This window comes from Streptomyces sp. NPDC087906 (assembly GCF_055584925.1).
On the sequence record NZ_JBVJLC010000009.1, the window covers coordinates 214,325 to 231,235 of the forward strand.

Here is a 16,911-nt window from a genome sequence, read left to right on the forward strand (position 1 = left end):
TTGAATAGTATTTGGACAACGATGTGGTCAACCTGCGAGTGCAATGAAAATACTCATCCCTGATGAAAGTCGGAGTCCTATATTTTAGACAAATAGAGATTTACCGATTTGGCTCTGGATCAAGTTACTTGAACTCAAATGGCAATTTGATTGGCATAGGCATTTTCTCCGTTTTCTTCAGTCGATGAAGGCGCAGTTCTCCGGCCTTCTCGGGATCGACCCAGGCATTCCATGCTTTGATGTAGATCGCCACCTGGTCGCGCATGTTCATCCTGCGCTTGGAACCCCGCTTCTGGATGTCTTTCGCCACTTCACGTAGTGCGAGCCTCGCATCGTGGGGATCCAGGCTCGCACCTGACTTAAGGCCGGAGATCCATGATTCGATCTCTCCGGCGGGCGCCGCCTCAGTGGTTAAGAAAACCCCCGTTGACACTGCGGGCCAACTCGCGAACAGGTGCTTTGAAAGCTCGCGACCGATGGTGACCGATTCTCTGTAACCTTCCGGATCCTCGTTGTATTCCGCCAGGATCTGGTCATTCGAAACACGAGCCTGGGCGCCTCTCCAGGGGACATTAGGCATCGTCTTGAAGAGAATTACATGGCGGACGGTAGAGGAAAGCTGGGGCAAGTACTTCTCGCCGGTCGAGAAGAGAGTATCGGCCGCACTTCGACGCTTTCCAGTGTCAAGAACTGAGAAGACTTCTTTTGATAGTCCCTCAAAAATGATCATCTCTACTGTGGTTTTTGCCTCCATGATTGCATGGAGACGGTGCTGACCGTCGAGAAGTGCCCCATCGCTATCGAAGGCAATTCCCTGGTGAGTTAGCTTCCATTCTCCTCGGAGAATGGTTTCCGCCAGAACTCTGACCTGACTCGTGTTCAGGCGTCTGTTCACCGCAGCCTTAGTCAGGAAAAATTCGGCGAGTTCAGGGGTTACCTTGACGATTCGTGAGACGAGTTCTTCGTTTGGCTCCTCCGGCTCTGCATTATCGATAGTCATTCACTGATTATATGTTGTCAGCGACGAGGTTCCTCACCTTTGATCACAGATGATCAATATTGCGCTATCTGTATCCTCAGGTGATCTCTTTTATGGGGGTTCTGGTCGTATCCTGCCGCATCGACAGAACTTCCCGACTGAGTGACACAAAAACGAGCCCTGGCCGTAGTGTCTACTTGAGGTGCGGCCCGGCGCCCAACGCATGAATATCGTCCAGTGGTCCTTCACGCCGGGCATCCTCGACCAGACCGACCGCTGCCACGTTCAACCCTCGGACTGTGCCACGGAGGCGGGCGGTTCTGGTTTCTCTGCAACCCAGGTGTACGCGGACTCCAGTGAGACCAGAGGCCAGGCGACGCGTAGTGCCTAGATGTCGCCGCCTCGGGCCAACTTGGCCACTGTCGCCGTTGCCTCTTGCGCGCTCCTGAGCCTGGCGAGATGGCGTTCATGTGCCGGCGCCCAGGTCGAGAACTCCGCTGGAGCCTGCTGGGCCTCCTGGATCCGGGCGGCGTCGTGGTTCGTCGCGCCTGGGTGATTAGCCGGGTCAGACACGGGCGGCAACCCAAGAGCCTGGACGTCGGTGTCGGCCGAGCGGTATGGCGGCGAGGTCCTTGCCGAAAGACTTGCCGCACACGCAACAATCCAGGCCGCTGACAGGTGCACACCGGGAGTTGGCCGAGGCGCCGCAGGAACTGCACCGCGCGGCCGGACGGTTGAGCTTCCGGAAGGTGAGCACGCTCATCCGCAGCCGCGAAGATCAGTTGTCAGATGCCGGCCACGAGACCGTGCGCTCTGCCGTCGGCGGGATCCGGGTACCGCGCTGGAAAATAGTTCACCATATCGTCGTAGTGCTGGCCGGACTGTGCAGCTCACCTCGCGGCGAGGAGTCCGAGGCGGCCAGGTTCCTGTCCCTGTGGGGCGTGATCACCGAAAGAGAGTCGGGCGGGCTGAAATCGTTTCAGTGATTGTCAGTAGCGAGGAGGAGGGTACGCCGTAAGACCGCCACAAACCCGACCGGGAGGCCATAGAGGCGTACGCGGCCTTCGGGCACGGCTGCCAGGAGGTGCTTCGGCGATTGGGCCCCGAGTCGTTCCATGCCATGCGCGCCGACGAGACGATGGATCGCGATGACCGGGCGGAGATGCTGGAGAACGAGTCCGACCTGAGCTTGATGCCCGAAGTGATGATCGTGGCTCCGGCACCTGGGATGAGGTGTCTGAGGAGGCGCATCGTATTGCATTCGGTTACCTGATCAAGCAGATCGGTCCGGTGGGTCCGTCCGGACTTCCCGATGCCGAGCGATTCCAGATCGTCTGGCGTATCCCTAAGCCCTCTGAGGGGCAATCGGCGTGAAGGCGGCTCAATAGCGTCCTCAGCTTGCCGGAGGAGGTCACCCGGAGCCCGGATGGGTCGGCCTGGGAAGACGAAACAAGCGTTAGCCCCAGGGTCCGGCGGGGCTAACGCTCGTTGCGATCGGCTGTTGCTTATCGAGTTCGAGCTCCGCGGTTTAGATGTCGAAGTACAGCTCGAACTCGTGCGGGTGCGGGCGGAGTTGGATCGGGGCGATTTCCTTGGTGCGCTTGTAGTCGATCCACGTCTCGATCAGGTCCGCCGTGAACACGCCGCCCGCCTGGAGGTACTCGTTGTCCGCCTCCAGGGCGTCGAGGACCGCCGGGAGGGACGTCGGGACCTGGGCTACGCTGGCGTGCTCTTCCGGGGCCAGTTCGTAGAGGTCCTTGTCGATCGGCTCCGGGGGCTCGATCTTGTTCTTGACGCCGTCGAGGCCGGCCAGCAGCAGGGCCGAGAAGGCCAGGTACGGGTTGGACGACGGGTCCGGGGCGCGGAACTCGACGCGCTTGGCCTTCGGGTTCGAGCCGGTGATCGGGATACGCATCGCCGCCGAGCGGTTGCGCTGCGAGTAGACCATGTTGACCGGGGCCTCGAAGCCGGGGACCAGGCGGTGGTACGAGTTGACCGTCGGGTTGGTGAACGCCAGCAGCGACGGGGCGTGCTTCAGGATGCCGCCGATGTAGTAGCGCGCCATGTCCGACAGGCCGGCGTAGCCCTGCTCGTCGTAGAAGAGCGGCGTGCCGCCCTGCCACAGGGACTGGTGGACGTGCATGCCGGAGCCGTTGTCACCGAAGATCGGCTTGGGCATGAACGTCGCGGTCTTGTTGTTGCGCCAGGCCACGTTCTTCACGATGTACTTGAAGAGCATCAGGTCGTCGGCCGCAGCGAGCAGCGTGTTGAACTTGTAGTTGATCTCCGCCTGGCCGGCCGTGCCGACCTCGTGGTGCTGGCGCTCGACCTGGAGGCCGGAAGCCTCAAGCTCCAGGGAGATCTCGGCGCGCAGGTCGGCGAAGTGGTCGACCGGCGGGGCCGGGAAGTAACCGCCCTTGTAGCGCACCTTGTAGCCGCGGTTGTCGGCCGTGGAGCCGGTGTTCCAGGCGGCTGCCTCGGAGTCGATGTGGTAGAAGCTCTCGTTCGCCGTCGTGTTGAAGCGCACGTTGTCGAAGACGTAGAACTCGGCCTCGGGGCCGAAGTACGCGGTGTCGGCGAAACCGGTGGAGGCGAGGTACGCCTCGGCCTTCTTGGCGATGTTGCGCGGGTCGCGGCTGTACTGCTCACCCGTGATCGGGTCATGGATGAAGAAGTTGATGTTCACCGTCTTGTCGCGGCGGAACGGGTCGACCCGGGCCGTCGACAGGTCGGCGCGCAGCGCCATGTCCGACTCGTGGATCGCCTGGAAGCCGCGGATCGACGAACCGTCGAAGGCCAGCTCCTCGGACGGGTCGAACGAGCCGACCGGGATCGTGAAGTGCTGCATCACGCCAGGCAGGTCGCAGAATCGGACGTCGACGAATTTGACGTCCTCGTCCGCGATGAACTTCTTGGCCTCGTCGGCGTTCTGGAACATCCAGCTCCTCCTCCTCCCGACCCGGGGAGGGGCGGGGGCTTATCGCTTGGTCGTGCGGCCGATGTGGGGGCACACGCTGGAGCCGACCATAGGTTTCCGGCATTTCTCCAGCATGACCCGGTTGTTTCACCCAAGTTAACCGCCCTGGGTGCGCGGTGTTGACCTTGGGATTCGCGTACCCCGTCCGGACGGTGCGGAACCGGTCGCAGTACCGTGTGGGGGTGGACAACAGGCAAGCAATCGGATCGTGGCTCTCGGGACCGCGCGCGGCCGCCGAGGACATGGGTGTTGATTTCGGTTACCGCGGTGAGCGGCTCGGGCTGCCGGAACAGGGCCCCGGCTCCGTCGCCCCGCTCGGCCGCCGGTTCGGCGCCATCTTCGTCGACTGGGTGCTCTGCCTGGTCATCTCGTACGGGCTGCTCGCCGGCGGCGAGATGCACCGCGCCGGGAACTGGGCGCTGCTCGTCCTCCTCGTACTGAGCCTCCTGACCGTCGGAACGGTCGGCTCGACCCCCGGCAAGCGGCTCTTCGGGCTGCGCGTCGTCAGGCTGACCGGCGGCCGGCTCGGCATCGGCCGGGTCCTCGTCCGCAGCGTGCTGCTCTGCCTCGCCGTCCCCGCGCTGATCTGGGACCGCGACGGACGCGGACTGCACGACCGCGCCTCCGGCGCCGTTCAGGTTCGGATCTGACGCTTACACGTAAAGGACGCTTACACGTAAAGGAGGGCGGTCCGGGTCTCCCCGGGCCGCCCTCCGACGTTCGTGACGCCGCGCGTCAGCGCGCCTTTCCGCCCCTCGGCATCCGCATGCCCTTCGGCATCGGACCCTTCGGCAGCGGCATGTTGCTCATCAGGTCGCCCAGCGCCCGCAGCCGGTCGTTCGTCGCCGTCACCTTCGGCCCGTCGAGCACCCTCGGCAGCTTCAGCAGCGTCGTACGGACCTTCTTCAGCGGCACCTGGCCCTCGCCGTCACCGACGATGATGTCGTGCACCGGCACGTCCATCACGATGCGCGCCATCCGCTTCTTCTCGGCGGCCAGCAGGCCCTTCAGCCGGTTCGGGTTGCCCTCCGCCACCAGCACGATGCCCGCCTTGCCGACCGCGCGGTGCACGACGTCCTGGTTGCGGTTCATCGCGACGGCGGGCGTCGTCGTCCAGCCGCGTCCCACGTTCTCCAGGACGGCGGCGGCGGCGCCGGGCTGTCCCTCCATCTGTCCGAAGGCGGCACGCTCGGCACGGCGGCCGAAGATGATCGCCATCGCGAGGAACGCCAGGATGAAACCCAGAATGCCCAGATAGAGGGGGTGGTTGATCAGAAAACCGACCGCGAGGAGGACACCGAAGGTGACGATTCCGACGCCGCCGACGACAAGACCGACCTTCGGGTCGACCCGCCTGGTCATCTTGTAGGTCTGAGCGATCTGCTTCAGTCGCCCCTGGTTCGCAGCAGAGTCTGCGTTTTCCTTCCTCGCCATGTACGGGAGTTTACGTGGCTTGGGAAGCGGTGTTCGACACGGCCTCCAGAACGTGCTGCGCCTCCACCCGGTCCTTGGCCCTGCGGCGGTCTTCGAGGACGGAAGTCCACGCGTTGCGGCGGGCTGTCCGCTGTCCGCCGCTCATCAGCAGCGACTCGACGGCGCGCAGGGCGCTGGAGACGGTTTCGGTGACGGGTCGTACAGGCGCTGCCTGCATGATGTCGGTCCCCTTCGGAGCTGTGGTCGCGAGTGAGCGCGGTGAGTACGTCCAGCGTTACCGACAGGTGTTACCAGGGCGTGACCAAGCGGTCAAACGCGAATGAAACCTTGACGGAGGGGCCCTCTCACGCCGATGCGGCCCGTACGCGCCCCCGACCTGCGGGGAACGTGCGGACCGCGGCACGCCCGGCCTCTACTGGCAAGTAGCCGCTTGTGCCCAGCTTCACACAGTCGGCGTCACACGGCCTGTCCGACGCCCTGTCCGACGGTCTGTCCGGCGGCCTGTCCCACGCTCTGCGCGACGCCCTGCCCGTCGACCGGCGCGCCACGGCGCTCCATCGCCTGCCGGTACAGCCGGCCCGCGCGGTACGACGAACGCACCAGCGGTCCCGACATCACACCGGAGAAGCCGATCTGCTCGGCCTCCTGCTGCAGCTCGACGAACTCGTGCGGCTTCACCCAGCGCTCCACCGGGTGGTGGCGCACCGAAGGGCGCAGGTACTGCGTGATCGTGATCAGCTCGCAGCCCGCCTCGTGCAGATGGCGCAGCGCGTCACTGACCTCGGCGCGCTCCTCGCCCATGCCCAGGATCAGGTTGGACTTGGTGACCAGACCGGCCTCGCGGGCGCGCGTGATCACTTCGAGGGACCGCTCGTACCGGAAGCCGGGGCGGATCCGCTTGAAGATCCGGGGCACCGTCTCCACATTGTGCGCGAGCACCTCGGGCCGGGACGAGAAGACCTCGGCCAACTGCTCGGGAACCGCGTTGAAGTCGGGGATCAGCAGCTCGACCTTGGTACGGCCGTCGGCGCGCTCCGCCGTCATCCCGTGGATCTGGCGCACCGTCTCCGCGTACAGCCACGCGCCGCCGTCCGCCAGGTCGTCGCGGGCGACGCCGGTGATCGTGGCGTAGTTCAGGTCCATCGTGACGACCGACTCACCCACCCGGCGCGGCTCGTCACGGTCCAGCGGCTCGGGCTTGCCCGTGTCGATCTGGCAGAAGTCGCAGCGCCTGGTGCACTGGTCGCCGCCGATGAGGAAGGTCGCCTCGCGGTCCTCCCAGCATTCGTAGATGTTGGGACAGCCCGCCTCCTGGCAGACCGTGTGCAGCCCCTCGGACTTCACCAGGGCCTGCATCTTGGTGTACTCGGGGCCCATCTTCGCCCGGGTCTTGATCCATTCGGGCTTGCGCTCGATGGGGGTCTGGCTGTTCCGGACCTCCAGACGCAGCATCTTGCGTCCGTCGGGTGCGACAGCGGACACGTCCGGCACCTCTCTCTGCTGGCGCGGCATTCGATTCTTCGGCGAATACCAGGTTACGCCCGTTGTTTGCGTGGCATTACGTCTGGCCAACCCCCCGCCAGAAGGCCGCATTCCCCCCGGCCCCGGCGGCCCCTACGGCCGGCGGCCCTGGCGCCGCCTCACGCGCTGGCGCGCTCGACCTCGCGCGGCGCCGGTTCGGCGTTCTCCAGCACGTCCCGCAGATGCCCCTCGACGACGGGGAGCACCTCGGCGATCGTCACGTCATGACCCAGCTCGTACGCGAGCGACGTCACCCCCGCGTCCCGGATCCCGCAGGGCACGATCCGGTCGTACTCCTTGTTGTCCGGGTTCACGTTCAGCGAGAAGCCGTGCATCGTGACGCCCTTGGCCACGCGGATACCGATCGCGGCGAGCTTGCGGTCCTCCCGGCGCTGGCCCGCGTTGGACGGGGCGTACTCCGGGCCGTTCAGCCGGGGGTCGAACTCGTCGTCCTTCAGTCTCGGGTCGAAGTCCAGCGACAGGCCCGAAGGCCGCTTCTCCACCGGGTCGCCCAGCACCCACACCCCGCTGCGGCCCTCCACCCGGGTGGTCGCCACACCGAAGTCGGTCGCGGTACGGATCAGCGCCTCCTCCAGCCGGCGGACATGCGCGATCACATCCACCGGGCGCGGCAGCCGCACGATCGGATAGCCGACCAACTGCCCGGGGCCGTGCCAGGTGATCTTCCCGCCGCGGTCCACGTCGACCACCGGGGTGCCGTCCAGCGGGCGCTCGCTGTCCTCCGTGCGCCGCCCGGCCGTGTACACCGACAGGTGCTCCAGCAGCAGGCAGGTGTCGGGCACCTCGTCGGCGAAGCGCGCCGAGTGCACCCGGCGCTGCTCCTGCCACGCCTCCCGGTACTCGACGGCCTGCTCGCCGAACCCCAGATGAACGAACCGCAGCTCACTCACGGCAGTGCCTCCTTCAGACCCGCTCCGTGCACATGTCGCGCTCCCGCAACTGTACGGCGGCACTCCGACAAGCAGCCCGGCAGGTGTGCGTCAGCTATGCCCAGAATCCTCACACGATCGGATGAATCCAGGTCGAACATCCCGGTGAGGGCGGCCACTGCCGCTAAATTCGCGCCGTTCCATGAGGGCTGCTCTTGGGCCCGGAAGGCAGGAGACCGTAGAGCTGATGTCGGAACGACCTCCGCAGCGCATTCCCAACCGCCAGCTCGCCGCACTCATCGCGGAAGCCGGATTCTCCAACGCGGGCCTCGCCCGCCGGGTGGACCAACTCGGCCTGGAACACGGCCTCGATCTGCGGTACGACAAAACGTCCGTGACGCGCTGGCTGCGCGGGCAGCAACCCCGCGGCACCACCCCCGCACTGATCGCTGAGGTCTTCACCCGCAGACTCGGCCGCCGGCTCGCCGCGCAGGACCTGGGGCTCGACGCCTGTGCCCCCGTCTACGCGGGCCTCGAATTCGCCGCCACCCCGGAGGAGGCCGTCGACATCGTGGCCGGCCTCTGGCGCAAGGACTCCGGCAGCCACACGGAACTCCGCAAGATCGCCTTCACCCCGGCCGGACTCGTCGTGCCGAGCCGCGACTGGCTGATCGGCCGGGCGGACGACCGGGTCGGCCGGCCGGAAGCGGCTCACGCCCCGAACGGCCGGGTACCGGGCCCGGCCCGGCCCGCACCGGCCCTCCCCGCCGCACCGGGCGTCCCGGGCGTCCCTGCCGTGCCCGGCGTCCCCGGCGTGCCACGGCAGCGCACCGAGCGCGCGGCGGGGCAGCGGGTCACCTCCGGCGACATCGAGGCGCTGCGCTCCGTCGGCGAGCTGTTCCGCACCCTCGACCAGACGTACGGCGGCGGCCACGCCCGGCAGGCGCTCGTCCGCTATCTCGAACACGAGACCGAGCCGATGCTGCGCGGCTCGTACGGCGAGAGCACCGGACGCAGGCTGTTCGGCGCCGCGGCCGAGCTGACCCGGCTCGCCGGCTGGACGTCGTACGACATCGCGGCCCACGGCCTCGCCCAGCGCTACTTCGTCCAGGCGCTCCGGCTCTCCCAGGCAGCCGCCGACCGGGCGTACGGCTCGTACGTGCTGATCACGATGAGCCGGCAGGCCGTCTACCTCGGCCACGGCCGCGAAGCAGTCCAGCTCGCGCGCGTCGCCCAGCAGGGCGTCGGCTCGGCGGCGCCGCCCGTCGTCCAGGCCCTGCTGCACGCCGTCGAGGCGCGCGGCCACGGCGTGCTCGGCGAGGCCAGGACGGCCGCCGCCTCGCTCGTACGGGCCGAACGCGCCCTGGAGAGCGCCAGACCCGGCGACGACGTGCCCCACTGGGCGCGCCACTTCGACGAGGCGCAGCTCGCCGACGACTTCGGCCACTGCCACCGCGACCTCCAGCAGTACCGCACGGCCGCGCAGCACGCCGAGCGCTCCCTCCAGCTCCGCGCCCCCGCGCTGGCCCGCAGCCGGCTGTTCTGCCGCGTCGTCCTCGCCACGGCCCGGTTGGGCCTCGGCGAGCTGGACCAGGCGTGCCTGCTGGGCGCCGAGGCGGCCCAGCAGGCGACGGAGATGCGGTCGGCCCGCGCGGTGGAGTACGTGCGCGAGTTCGAACGGCGGCTGGAGCCGTACCGGGACGCGATGGCGGTACGCACGTACCGGGACCGGGTCGCGGCGCTGGGCTGAGCGGCGTTACGCGGCGGCCGTCAGCGGAGTCACCACCGTCCCGCGAACCGGCCTGGCGCCGATGTCCCGCAGCACCGCCCGCGCCGCCCTGCGGCCCGAAGACAGCGCGCCCTGGACGGTGTTGGTGTCCCGGTGGTCACCGCACACGTACAGGCCGGCCAGCAGCCGCACGGCGCGGACCGGGTCGTACGGCGGCGGCATGGCCGGCACCGCCTCCGGGTCGTGGTGCACGCCGAGCAACTCCCAGTCGCCGGTGGGGCATCCGTACATCCGGGCGAGCTGCGCCCGGACCGTACGGTCCAACTCGCCGGCGGCGGGCGGGACGCCGAGCACGGTGGACGAGATGAGCGCCCGGCCGGCCGGGGCGCGGCTCGGATCCACCGCGCTCATCACGGCGGTGTGCGCGACGGGGCCGTCCTGGTCGCCGTCCAGCAGCAGCGCGGTTTCCGTCAACGGCGCTTGCGGCGCCGTGTGGTGAAGGACCGTCACCGGATGGAACGCCGGCACCCGCAGCCCCGGCAGCAGCTCGGCCGCCGCCCGCGCGCCGGTCGCCACGAGCAGTGACCGGCAGGCGAACTCGCCGTGCTCCTTGGTCCGTACGCGGTCGATCGACGCCTCGGTGACCGACACCTCCGTACGCACCGACCCGGCCGGGAGCGCTCCCGCAAGCGCCTCGGCGAGCACGGCGGCGCCGCCCTGCGGTACGTACAGTCCGCCCATCGCGAAGTCCCGCAGCGCGAGTTCGGCGCGGCGGCCCGAGGTGGCGAGTTCCGGGTCGCGCAGCAGCGCGGCGAGCGGGGCGCGTTCCGGTGCGTCCGCGTAGACGTCCCGTGCGGCGCGGTCCTGGTGGGGCGCAGGCGCCGAGATGCTTGCGTGCGCGCCCCATGCGCCCTGCGCGCGCCGTACGCCGCCGCGATGCACGAGCACTTGGGGGGCGAACGCCCGCAGCGCGACGGCGTCGAGCCCTGGCGTCCGGTGCAACTCGTCGTACGAGCCGCTGAGCAACTGCCCCAGGCGGTCGAGCCGGAAGCCGTCCACGTCGTCGGTGGCCATCCGCCCGCCGACATAGGGCGCGGCCTCCAGAACGGTGACGTCGAGACCGGCATCGCGCAGATGACGGGCCGCGGCGAGGCCGGCGATACCGGCACCGATGACGACGACGTCGGTGTGGTGCGTGGTGTTGGTGCTGCTGTTGAACACGTGTCCCTCCCAACAGGCCCTGGCTATAGGCGAGTTCGGAGTTGAGCGTAGGTAAGGGGGCGGTCGGGGACGTCCGCGCGTGCGCGGGTGCACGGTGGCACGCGTCTTGACGCGGTGCGCTGTCGCCGTCCGGCGCGGTTTTTGGTTGCCGGGTCTGGGTTGCGGTCCGTTCGGCTGGTTCCGGTGTCCGGGCCTCCGGAGGGGGGTGTCCGGACTGCGGTGTCGCCGTCCGGCGGGGGCGGCCGGGTGTGGTGGTTGCGGTCTGCTTGTTCGGTTCCGGGTTCCGGGGCGACCGGAGGGGGGTGTCCGGACTGCGGTGTCGCCGTCCGGCGGGGGCGGCCGGGTGTGGTGGTTGCGGTGCGCTTGTTCGGTTCCGGGTTCCGGGGCCTCCGGAGGGGGGTGTCCGGACTGCTCGATCGCTAGAACTCCTACGCTTTACGTCCGGACACCCCCCTCCTGCGACCCCGGCCCCCTCCCGTGGGTGAGTCCCAGCCCCAGCGCCCACGCGGGCGCGGCATGTGGGTGCGTGCGGGCCGGGGCCGCGTCCCAGGCGTAGACGCCCGGTCACCTTCCCCCGGTGGCCGGGTACGGATGTCCCGGACGGCGGGGCTGAAGGGGGTCGTGCAGGGGTGGTGTCCGGAGCGTAAAGCGTGATTTGCGGCGCATGTCCGGGTGCACCGCGTGTGGGACGAGTACGCGCCGTAAATCGTGCAGCGCAGGAGGCCACCCCGGAACGGCCCCCGGCGACCACCGCAACCCAGACCGGTCACCCCGGCCGCCCCCGCCGGACGGCGACACCCCGCCGGACGGCGGCACCGCGCCGGACGGCGACGCCCCGCCGGACGGCGGCACCGCAACCCCGACGCGTCAACCGAGCCGGACGGCTACGCCGCGCCAATCGCGTCCGCGATCGTCGGGAAGCCGAACGTGAAACCCGACTCCAGCAGCTTCGTCGGGATCACCCGTTGGCTGCCCAGCACGTCGCTCGACATCTCGCCCAGTGCCACCCGCAGCGCCGCCGCCGGTACCGGGAACGGGGTCGGGCGGTGCAGGGCCTGGCCCATCGCCGTTGTGACCTCGCGGTTCGTGACCGGTTCCGGGGCCGTCAGGTTCAGCGGGCCCTCCAGCGTCGGCGTGTCGATCGCGTGCCGCAGCGCCGCCACGTGGTCGTGGAGCGCGATGAAGCTCCAGTACTGCTTGCCGTCGCCCAGCCGGCCGCCCAAGCCCGCGCGGAACAGCGGGAAGAGCCGGCCCCACGCGCCGCCGTCGCGTGAGACGACCAGGCCCGTGCGGGCGAGGACCGTGCGGACGCCCGCTTCCACCGCCGCCGCCGTGGCCTCTTCCCACTCCACGCAGACCGACGGCAGGAAGCCGTCGCCGGGCGGCGCGTTCTCGTCGACCACCCGGTCGCCGGTGTCACCGTAGAAGCCGATCGCCGAGCCGGAGACGAGCACCCGGGGCGGGCCGTCCAGGACCGCGCACGCCTCCGCGATGGCCGCCGTACCGAGGACGCGGCTGTCGCGGATCTCCTTCTTGTACTCGTCGGTCCAGCGGTGGTCGCCCACCCCCGCGCCCGCCAGGTGCACGATCGCCTCGCAGCCGTTCAGGCCGCGTACGTCGACGTGCTGGCGCGCGGGGTCCCACTCGACCTCGTCGCCCGCGTCGGAGGGCCGCCGGACCAGTCGCACCACCTCGTGCCCGTCCGCGCGCAGGGAGCGTACGAGTGCTGTACCGATGAGCCCGGTGGAACCGGTGACCGCGATCCTCATGAAACCCATCCTGCCCCGGGAACCCCCGGTGGCACAGTTGCGCCATGGCTGATCTGAAGATACGTCCCGCATTCCGCTCGGACGAGCAGGAGCTGGCCGATCTCGACCGCGAGATGTGGTCGCCGCTGCACGCGGTGACGCCCAGGCCGCAGGCGTACGCGCCGTTCTTCGACGACCGGCATCCGCCGGAGAACTTCCTGGTCGCCGAGGTGGACGGCCGGCTCGCCGGGTACGTCGCCGTGGCGCCCGCCACCGCGCTGGCCGCCACCGCGCACGTCCGGCAGATCAGGGGCCTGGTCGTGGACGGCCGGGAGCGCGGCCAGGGCGTGGGGCGGGCGCTGGTGCGGGCGGCGGCCGGGCGGGCGCGGGCGCAGGGCGCGCGGCGGCTGACGCTGCGGGTCCTGGGGCACAACGCGCCGGCCAGGCGGCTGTACGAGGCGGCGGGCTTCGTGGTGGAGGGGGTGCTGCCGGGGGAGTTCTTCCTGGACGGCCGGTACGTGGACGACGTCCTGATGGGGCTCACGCTGTAGCCAGGAGCGCCCGGGAAGGCTTAGCCGAACCGCTCCGTCAAGCGCGGGAAGCGCTCCGCCAGCGCCTCCGCGTCCTCGAAGTCGACCGGTGTCCCCTCCGGCTCCGCCGCCTGCGCCGCGATGCCGAGGGCCGGTGCCACCACTCCGGTGAGCTGCTCGTACGCCTCGTCCGCCGCGAAGCCCAGTTCCTCGCCGTCGCCGTCGATCTCCTCGTCGAACCCGTCCAGCAGGTCGGCGAGGCTGTCCGGGTCGTGCAGCGCCCCCTCGAAGACCTCGCGGCCCTGGCCGATGAGCCAGCAGCGGAAGTAGTCGAAGGCGTCGTCGCTCGCGCCGTCCAGCAGGACGGCGGCCGCGCCCCACAGGTCCCAGTGGTACGCGCGGTTGTAGCGGGCCTCGAAGTGCCGGGCGAAGTCCAGGACCGACTCGGGGTCGAGCTGCAGCAGCCGCTCGACCAGCAGGTCGGCCTGGTCCTCGGGGTCGCCTTCGGCGGCCTCGCGGGTGCTGTCGACGATCTCCCAGAACTCCGTCTCGTCCATCACGGGTCCAGCATCGTGCTTGCGGGGGTACGGCGCACGTGGAGTGGCCGAATTTCACACCTTTCCTATGCGGACAGAAGATGTCTGCTTTCTGTGTGAGGGTCGCCGCATGGACCACGAAAAGACACTGACAGGAAGAATCGCCCTGGTCGCGGGGGCCACCCGGGGCGCGGGGCGGGCCATCGCCGTACAGCTCGGTGCGGCGGGCGCGACGGTGTACGCCACCGGGCGGACCACCCGCGAGCGGGTGAGCGAGGTCGGGCGGGCGTCGGAGACCATCGAGGAGACGGCCGAGCTGGTGACGGCCGCGGGCGGCGTCGGGATCGCCGTACAGGCCGACCATCTGGACCCCGCGCAGGTGCGCGCGGTGGTCGAGCGGATCGACCGGGAGCAGGGCCGGCTTGATGTGCTCGTCAACGACGTGTGGGGTGGCGAGCATCTGATCGACTTCGACACGAAGCTGTGGGAGATCGGGCTCGACCGGGGGCTGCGGATGCTGGAGCTGGGGGTGAAGACCCATCTGATCACCAGCAGCTTGGCGCTGCCGCTGCTCGTACGGCGCCCCGGCGGGCTCGTGGTGGAGATCACCGACGGCACCGCGGAGGCGAACAAGGCGTACCGGGGGAACCTCTTCTACGACCTCACCAAGAACGCGCCCATCCGGATGGCGTACGGGCTGGGGGAGGAGCTGAAGGAGTTCGGCGGTACGGCCGTCGCGCTGACGCCCGGCTTTCTGCGCTCCGAGCAGATGCTGGACCACTTCGGGGTGACGGAGGAGACCTGGCGCGACGCCGTCGCGCAGGAGCCGCATTTCGCGATCTCCGAGACGCCCGTTCTGGTGGGCAGGGCGGTCGCCGCGCTCGCCGGTGATCCGCGGCGGGAGCGCTGGAACGGCCGGTCGCTGTCGAGCGGGCGGCTGGCGCGGGAGTACGGCTTCACCGACGCGGACGGCAGCAGCCCCGACTCCGAGGCGTACTTCGCGGAGGTCGTCGCCGGCGGCAAGGACGCGACGGCCGAGGACTACCGCTAGGTCCGGACAGGGCCTAGGTCCTAGTCCAGTTGCAGCGGCTGCGCCACTTCGTTCCAGCGGGTGTCGAACCAGAGCTTGACCTGGTCGAATCTGGCTTGTTCCGATGCGTCGGCGCCGTCCAGTGTCGAGCGGAACAGATCGCCGCTGCGCAGTTCGATGACGTCCAGCGAGGCGCCGTCCGGGTTGTTCTGCATCTGGCCGTGTTCCAGCCAGTAGTACGCGGTCAGCATCTCCGTGCCGTTGATCAGGTAGCGCTTCTCGCCCGGGATGGTGGGCAGCCCCCTGATCGCGACGGAGACCTGTTCGACCAGCCCCCGTTCCGCCAGCCGGGTCAGTGAGTGCTCCAGCGCTCCCGCGTAGGTCCGGATGACATGCCGCAGCCGCAGCAGCGGGCGGGGGTCGGCCGGGTCGTCGGCGTGGCGGGGGTACGGGTGGCTGGTCGTCAGGTCGGGGAGCAGGACCCGGACGGTGATGGTCAGCGGGGGGCTGCGGCGGCCCTCCAGGATCGCCTCGACCTCGTTGCGCACCGCCTGGCTGAGCTGTTCCGTGGTCAGCGACCAGACGTCCAGGACGACATGCCGGGCGGTGAACGCCTGGGCGATGTGGTAGGCCAATGGCCGGAGGTTGGTCGTCCGATTGGCAACCCGCGCGGCCCTGCCGGGCGCCCCGTCCTCCAGCAGTCCCTCGTCGCGCAGCATCTGCTGGGCGCTCTGGATGGTGCCTCTGCCCACCTGGTAGTGGCGCTGCAACTGCTGCTGCTTGGGCAGTGCCTCGCCCGCCGGGAGCCGCCCGTCCAGGATCCTGCTGCGCAGATCATCCGCGACGGAGCGGTAGCGGGGAAGGTCCTCGGCGTCACCCCGGTCGGTGGGCATCACCCTGCTGAGGCTACAACTCGGCTGCGGCGTCCGACAGATGGCTGCAGCAACCGGTCAACTCGATTGGCTGCCCGGCAACTTGACCGGTTGTTCGGTCAGGCCGGGCCCGCTGCAGCTCAATGGCAGCCATTACGGATGGGTATCAAGGAGAGAACCGATACCCGACCATTGGCCTTGACTCCGCAGAAACTCATCTGCCAAAGGGTGCCAACCGCAGGGTGTCCCGCGAACGCAGAGGTGAACCGGAGGAGATGCCATGGGGGCGCTGTCACGAACGGACATGATCATCGAGGTGATCGGGGCCTGCGGGCCCCAGGGAGCCCTGCTCGGGCTGCTGTGCGCGCTGCTCGTACGGGCGCTGCGCGAGGAGAAGGGGTCCGGCGGCGATCTGCTGTGCGCCGCGACCGTCCTGCTGGTTCTGCTGCTGGTCGGATCAGCCTGAGTCCCACGGGACGGCGACGGTGTTCCACAGGGAGTCGAACCACTTCTGGGTCTGTTCCACGTACGCCGCTGTGACCTGGTCCTCGTCGACCGCCGCGTGCCGGAACAGCATCCCTTCGACGCCGAGCATGTCGTAGATCTCGATCGGTTCGTCCCGGTCGAGGTCCACCGTGCGCGTCTGCACCTGGTAGTGCCCGGCCAGCACCTCCTCGCCGTTGAGGATGTACACCTTCTGCGTCGGCGATATGGAGACCTTCCTGGCCTCCACCCGCACCTCCGGCACCAGCCCCCTGACCTTCAGCATGCGCAGCGAGTGGCGCAGCGAGCCGTAGATGTGCCCGGTGGTCTCCCGCAGCCGCTCGCGCGGCCGGGTGTTGTGCGGCTCCCCGACGACCTGCGGCAGCGCCAGCGGGTCCTCCGCGTTCGGCAGCAGGATCCGTACGGCGATCCGCTCCGGGGTCGGTACGCCGGCGGTGCCGAGGGCGACGAGCGGTCCCGCGAGCGCCGAGGCGAGGGTCTCGCCGTTGAGGCAGTACGCGTCGATCGTCACGTGCGGCTGCTGGAAGCAGAGCGCGACCCGCTCGCCCAGGAACACCCCCGCGGGGCGCGGCGGATGGCCGCGGGGCGTCGGCACGTCGTTGGCGGTCGGTCCGGGCAGCAGCCGGGACGTGCCGCTCGGCGCGGTCCGTGCGACGGTCGGCGGAGTGCCCTGCTGGGCCCGCTTGATCAGGCCCTCGTTCTCCAGGACTTCGAGCGCCCTGCGGACCGCGCCGCGCGGTGCCTCGTAGCGCCGGCTCAACTCGGCCTGGGTGGGGATATGGTCGCCGACGCGCAGCTCTCCTGACGAGATGTGGTCGCGCAACGCGTCCGCCACCACATCCCGCGGACGCCGTTGTCCGTCGGTCAAGGCGCTGTCTCCAGGCACAGCCGAACTCTACAACAGCCTGCCAATGGGCGAGAGTTATCTGCGCGGTCTTCC

Annotated in this window: 17 protein-coding genes; 6 read left to right on the plus strand and 11 right to left on the minus strand. The window is 69.1% G+C overall.

Going from position 1 to position 16,911, the window contains the following annotated elements; translation table 11 throughout:
* Positions 1-124: 124 nt before the first annotated feature.
* Positions 125-1,000, minus strand: coding sequence for a hypothetical protein (locus tag ACZ63I_RS25480; RefSeq protein WP_469341310.1), 876 nt, complete (start codon positions 998-1,000; stop codon positions 125-127).
* A gap of 671 nt (positions 1,001-1,671) precedes the next feature.
* Here ACZ63I_RS25480 and ACZ63I_RS25485 point away from each other — a divergent pair.
* Entirely contained in the window at positions 1,672-1,965 is a 294-nt protein-coding gene (locus ACZ63I_RS25485; RefSeq protein ID WP_469341311.1) for a hypothetical protein, read from the plus strand.
* 542 nt (positions 1,966-2,507) lie between these two features.
* Here ACZ63I_RS25485 and glnA read toward each other — a convergent pair.
* Positions 2,508-3,917 carry a type I glutamate--ammonia ligase gene (glnA, locus tag ACZ63I_RS25490; RefSeq protein ID WP_041990516.1) on the minus strand — a complete coding sequence of 470 codons (1,410 nt, stop codon included), beginning with the start codon at positions 3,915-3,917 and terminating at the stop codon, positions 2,508-2,510.
* Between the two features lie 221 nt (positions 3,918-4,138).
* Between glnA and ACZ63I_RS25495 the strand changes: the two genes are divergently transcribed.
* Positions 4,139-4,606, plus strand: coding sequence for an RDD family protein (locus ACZ63I_RS25495; protein ID WP_469341312.1), 468 nt, complete (start codon positions 4,139-4,141; stop codon positions 4,604-4,606).
* An 85-nt stretch (positions 4,607-4,691) separates the two neighbouring features.
* Here ACZ63I_RS25495 and ACZ63I_RS25500 read toward each other — a convergent pair whose 3' ends face one another.
* From ACZ63I_RS25500 to lipB, 4 genes are all read right to left on the minus strand, one after another.
* Entirely contained in the window at positions 4,692-5,390 is a 699-nt protein-coding gene (locus tag ACZ63I_RS25500; RefSeq protein WP_469341313.1) for a DUF4191 domain-containing protein, read from the minus strand.
* Positions 5,391-5,400: 10 nt separating this feature from the next.
* Positions 5,401-5,607 carry an SCO2195 family GlnR-regulated protein gene (locus ACZ63I_RS25505; protein ID WP_469341314.1) on the minus strand — a complete coding sequence of 69 codons (207 nt, stop codon included), beginning with the start codon at positions 5,605-5,607 and terminating at the stop codon, positions 5,401-5,403.
* Positions 5,608-5,846: 239 nt separating this feature from the next.
* Positions 5,847-6,872, minus strand: coding sequence for a lipoyl synthase (locus tag ACZ63I_RS25510; protein WP_469341315.1), 1,026 nt, complete (start codon positions 6,870-6,872; stop codon positions 5,847-5,849).
* A 158-nt stretch (positions 6,873-7,030) separates the two neighbouring features.
* Complete coding sequence (gene lipB, locus ACZ63I_RS25515) at positions 7,031-7,822, minus strand: lipoyl(octanoyl) transferase LipB (protein WP_469341316.1); 792 nt, start codon at positions 7,820-7,822, stop codon at positions 7,031-7,033.
* Positions 7,823-8,048: 226 nt separating this feature from the next.
* Between lipB and ACZ63I_RS25520 the strand changes: the two genes are divergently transcribed.
* Positions 8,049-9,551: a regulator gene (locus tag ACZ63I_RS25520; protein ID WP_469341317.1), complete on the plus strand. Its 1,503-nt coding sequence runs from the start codon at positions 8,049-8,051 to the stop codon at positions 9,549-9,551.
* 6 nt (positions 9,552-9,557) lie between these two features.
* On the opposite strand, the gene ACZ63I_RS25525 is transcribed toward ACZ63I_RS25520, so the two are convergent.
* A complete protein-coding gene (locus ACZ63I_RS25525; RefSeq protein WP_469341318.1) occupies positions 9,558-10,751 on the minus strand; it encodes an NAD(P)/FAD-dependent oxidoreductase in 1,194 nt (397 codons plus the stop codon).
* Between the two features lie 884 nt (positions 10,752-11,635).
* Positions 11,636-12,529 carry a TIGR01777 family oxidoreductase gene (locus ACZ63I_RS25530; RefSeq protein WP_469341319.1) on the minus strand — a complete coding sequence of 298 codons (894 nt, stop codon included), beginning with the start codon at positions 12,527-12,529 and terminating at the stop codon, positions 11,636-11,638.
* A 35-nt stretch (positions 12,530-12,564) separates the two neighbouring features.
* Between ACZ63I_RS25530 and ACZ63I_RS25535 the strand changes: the two genes are divergently transcribed.
* Positions 12,565-13,050 carry a GNAT family N-acetyltransferase gene (locus ACZ63I_RS25535; RefSeq protein WP_469341320.1) on the plus strand — a complete coding sequence of 162 codons (486 nt, stop codon included), beginning with the start codon at positions 12,565-12,567 and terminating at the stop codon, positions 13,048-13,050.
* A gap of 20 nt (positions 13,051-13,070) precedes the next feature.
* Here ACZ63I_RS25535 and ACZ63I_RS25540 read toward each other — a convergent pair whose 3' ends face one another.
* The gene (locus tag ACZ63I_RS25540) at positions 13,071-13,586 is read right to left on the minus strand and encodes a DUF4240 domain-containing protein (RefSeq protein WP_469341377.1); all 516 of its coding nucleotides are present in this window, start codon (positions 13,584-13,586) and stop codon (positions 13,071-13,073) included.
* 109 nt (positions 13,587-13,695) lie between these two features.
* Between ACZ63I_RS25540 and ACZ63I_RS25545 the strand changes: the two genes are divergently transcribed.
* Positions 13,696-14,616 (plus strand): SDR family oxidoreductase, encoded by a 921-nt coding sequence (locus ACZ63I_RS25545; protein ID WP_469341321.1) that lies wholly within the window; start codon positions 13,696-13,698, stop codon positions 14,614-14,616.
* Positions 14,617-14,636: 20 nt separating this feature from the next.
* On the opposite strand, the gene ACZ63I_RS25550 is transcribed toward ACZ63I_RS25545, so the two are convergent.
* The gene (locus tag ACZ63I_RS25550) at positions 14,637-15,488 is read right to left on the minus strand and encodes a winged helix-turn-helix domain-containing protein (RefSeq protein ID WP_469341322.1); all 852 of its coding nucleotides are present in this window, start codon (positions 15,486-15,488) and stop codon (positions 14,637-14,639) included.
* A gap of 259 nt (positions 15,489-15,747) precedes the next feature.
* Here ACZ63I_RS25550 and ACZ63I_RS25555 point away from each other — a divergent pair, with 259 nt between their 5' ends.
* Complete coding sequence (locus ACZ63I_RS25555) at positions 15,748-15,933, plus strand: hypothetical protein (RefSeq protein WP_469341323.1); 186 nt, start codon at positions 15,748-15,750, stop codon at positions 15,931-15,933.
* Here the strand turns inward: ACZ63I_RS25555 and ACZ63I_RS25560 are convergent.
* Positions 15,925-16,839: a winged helix-turn-helix domain-containing protein gene (locus ACZ63I_RS25560; protein ID WP_469341324.1), complete on the minus strand. Its 915-nt coding sequence runs from the start codon at positions 16,837-16,839 to the stop codon at positions 15,925-15,927. The two genes, ACZ63I_RS25555 and ACZ63I_RS25560, sit on opposite strands and share 9 nt — an antisense overlap.
* Between the last annotated feature and the right edge of the window lie 72 nt (positions 16,840-16,911).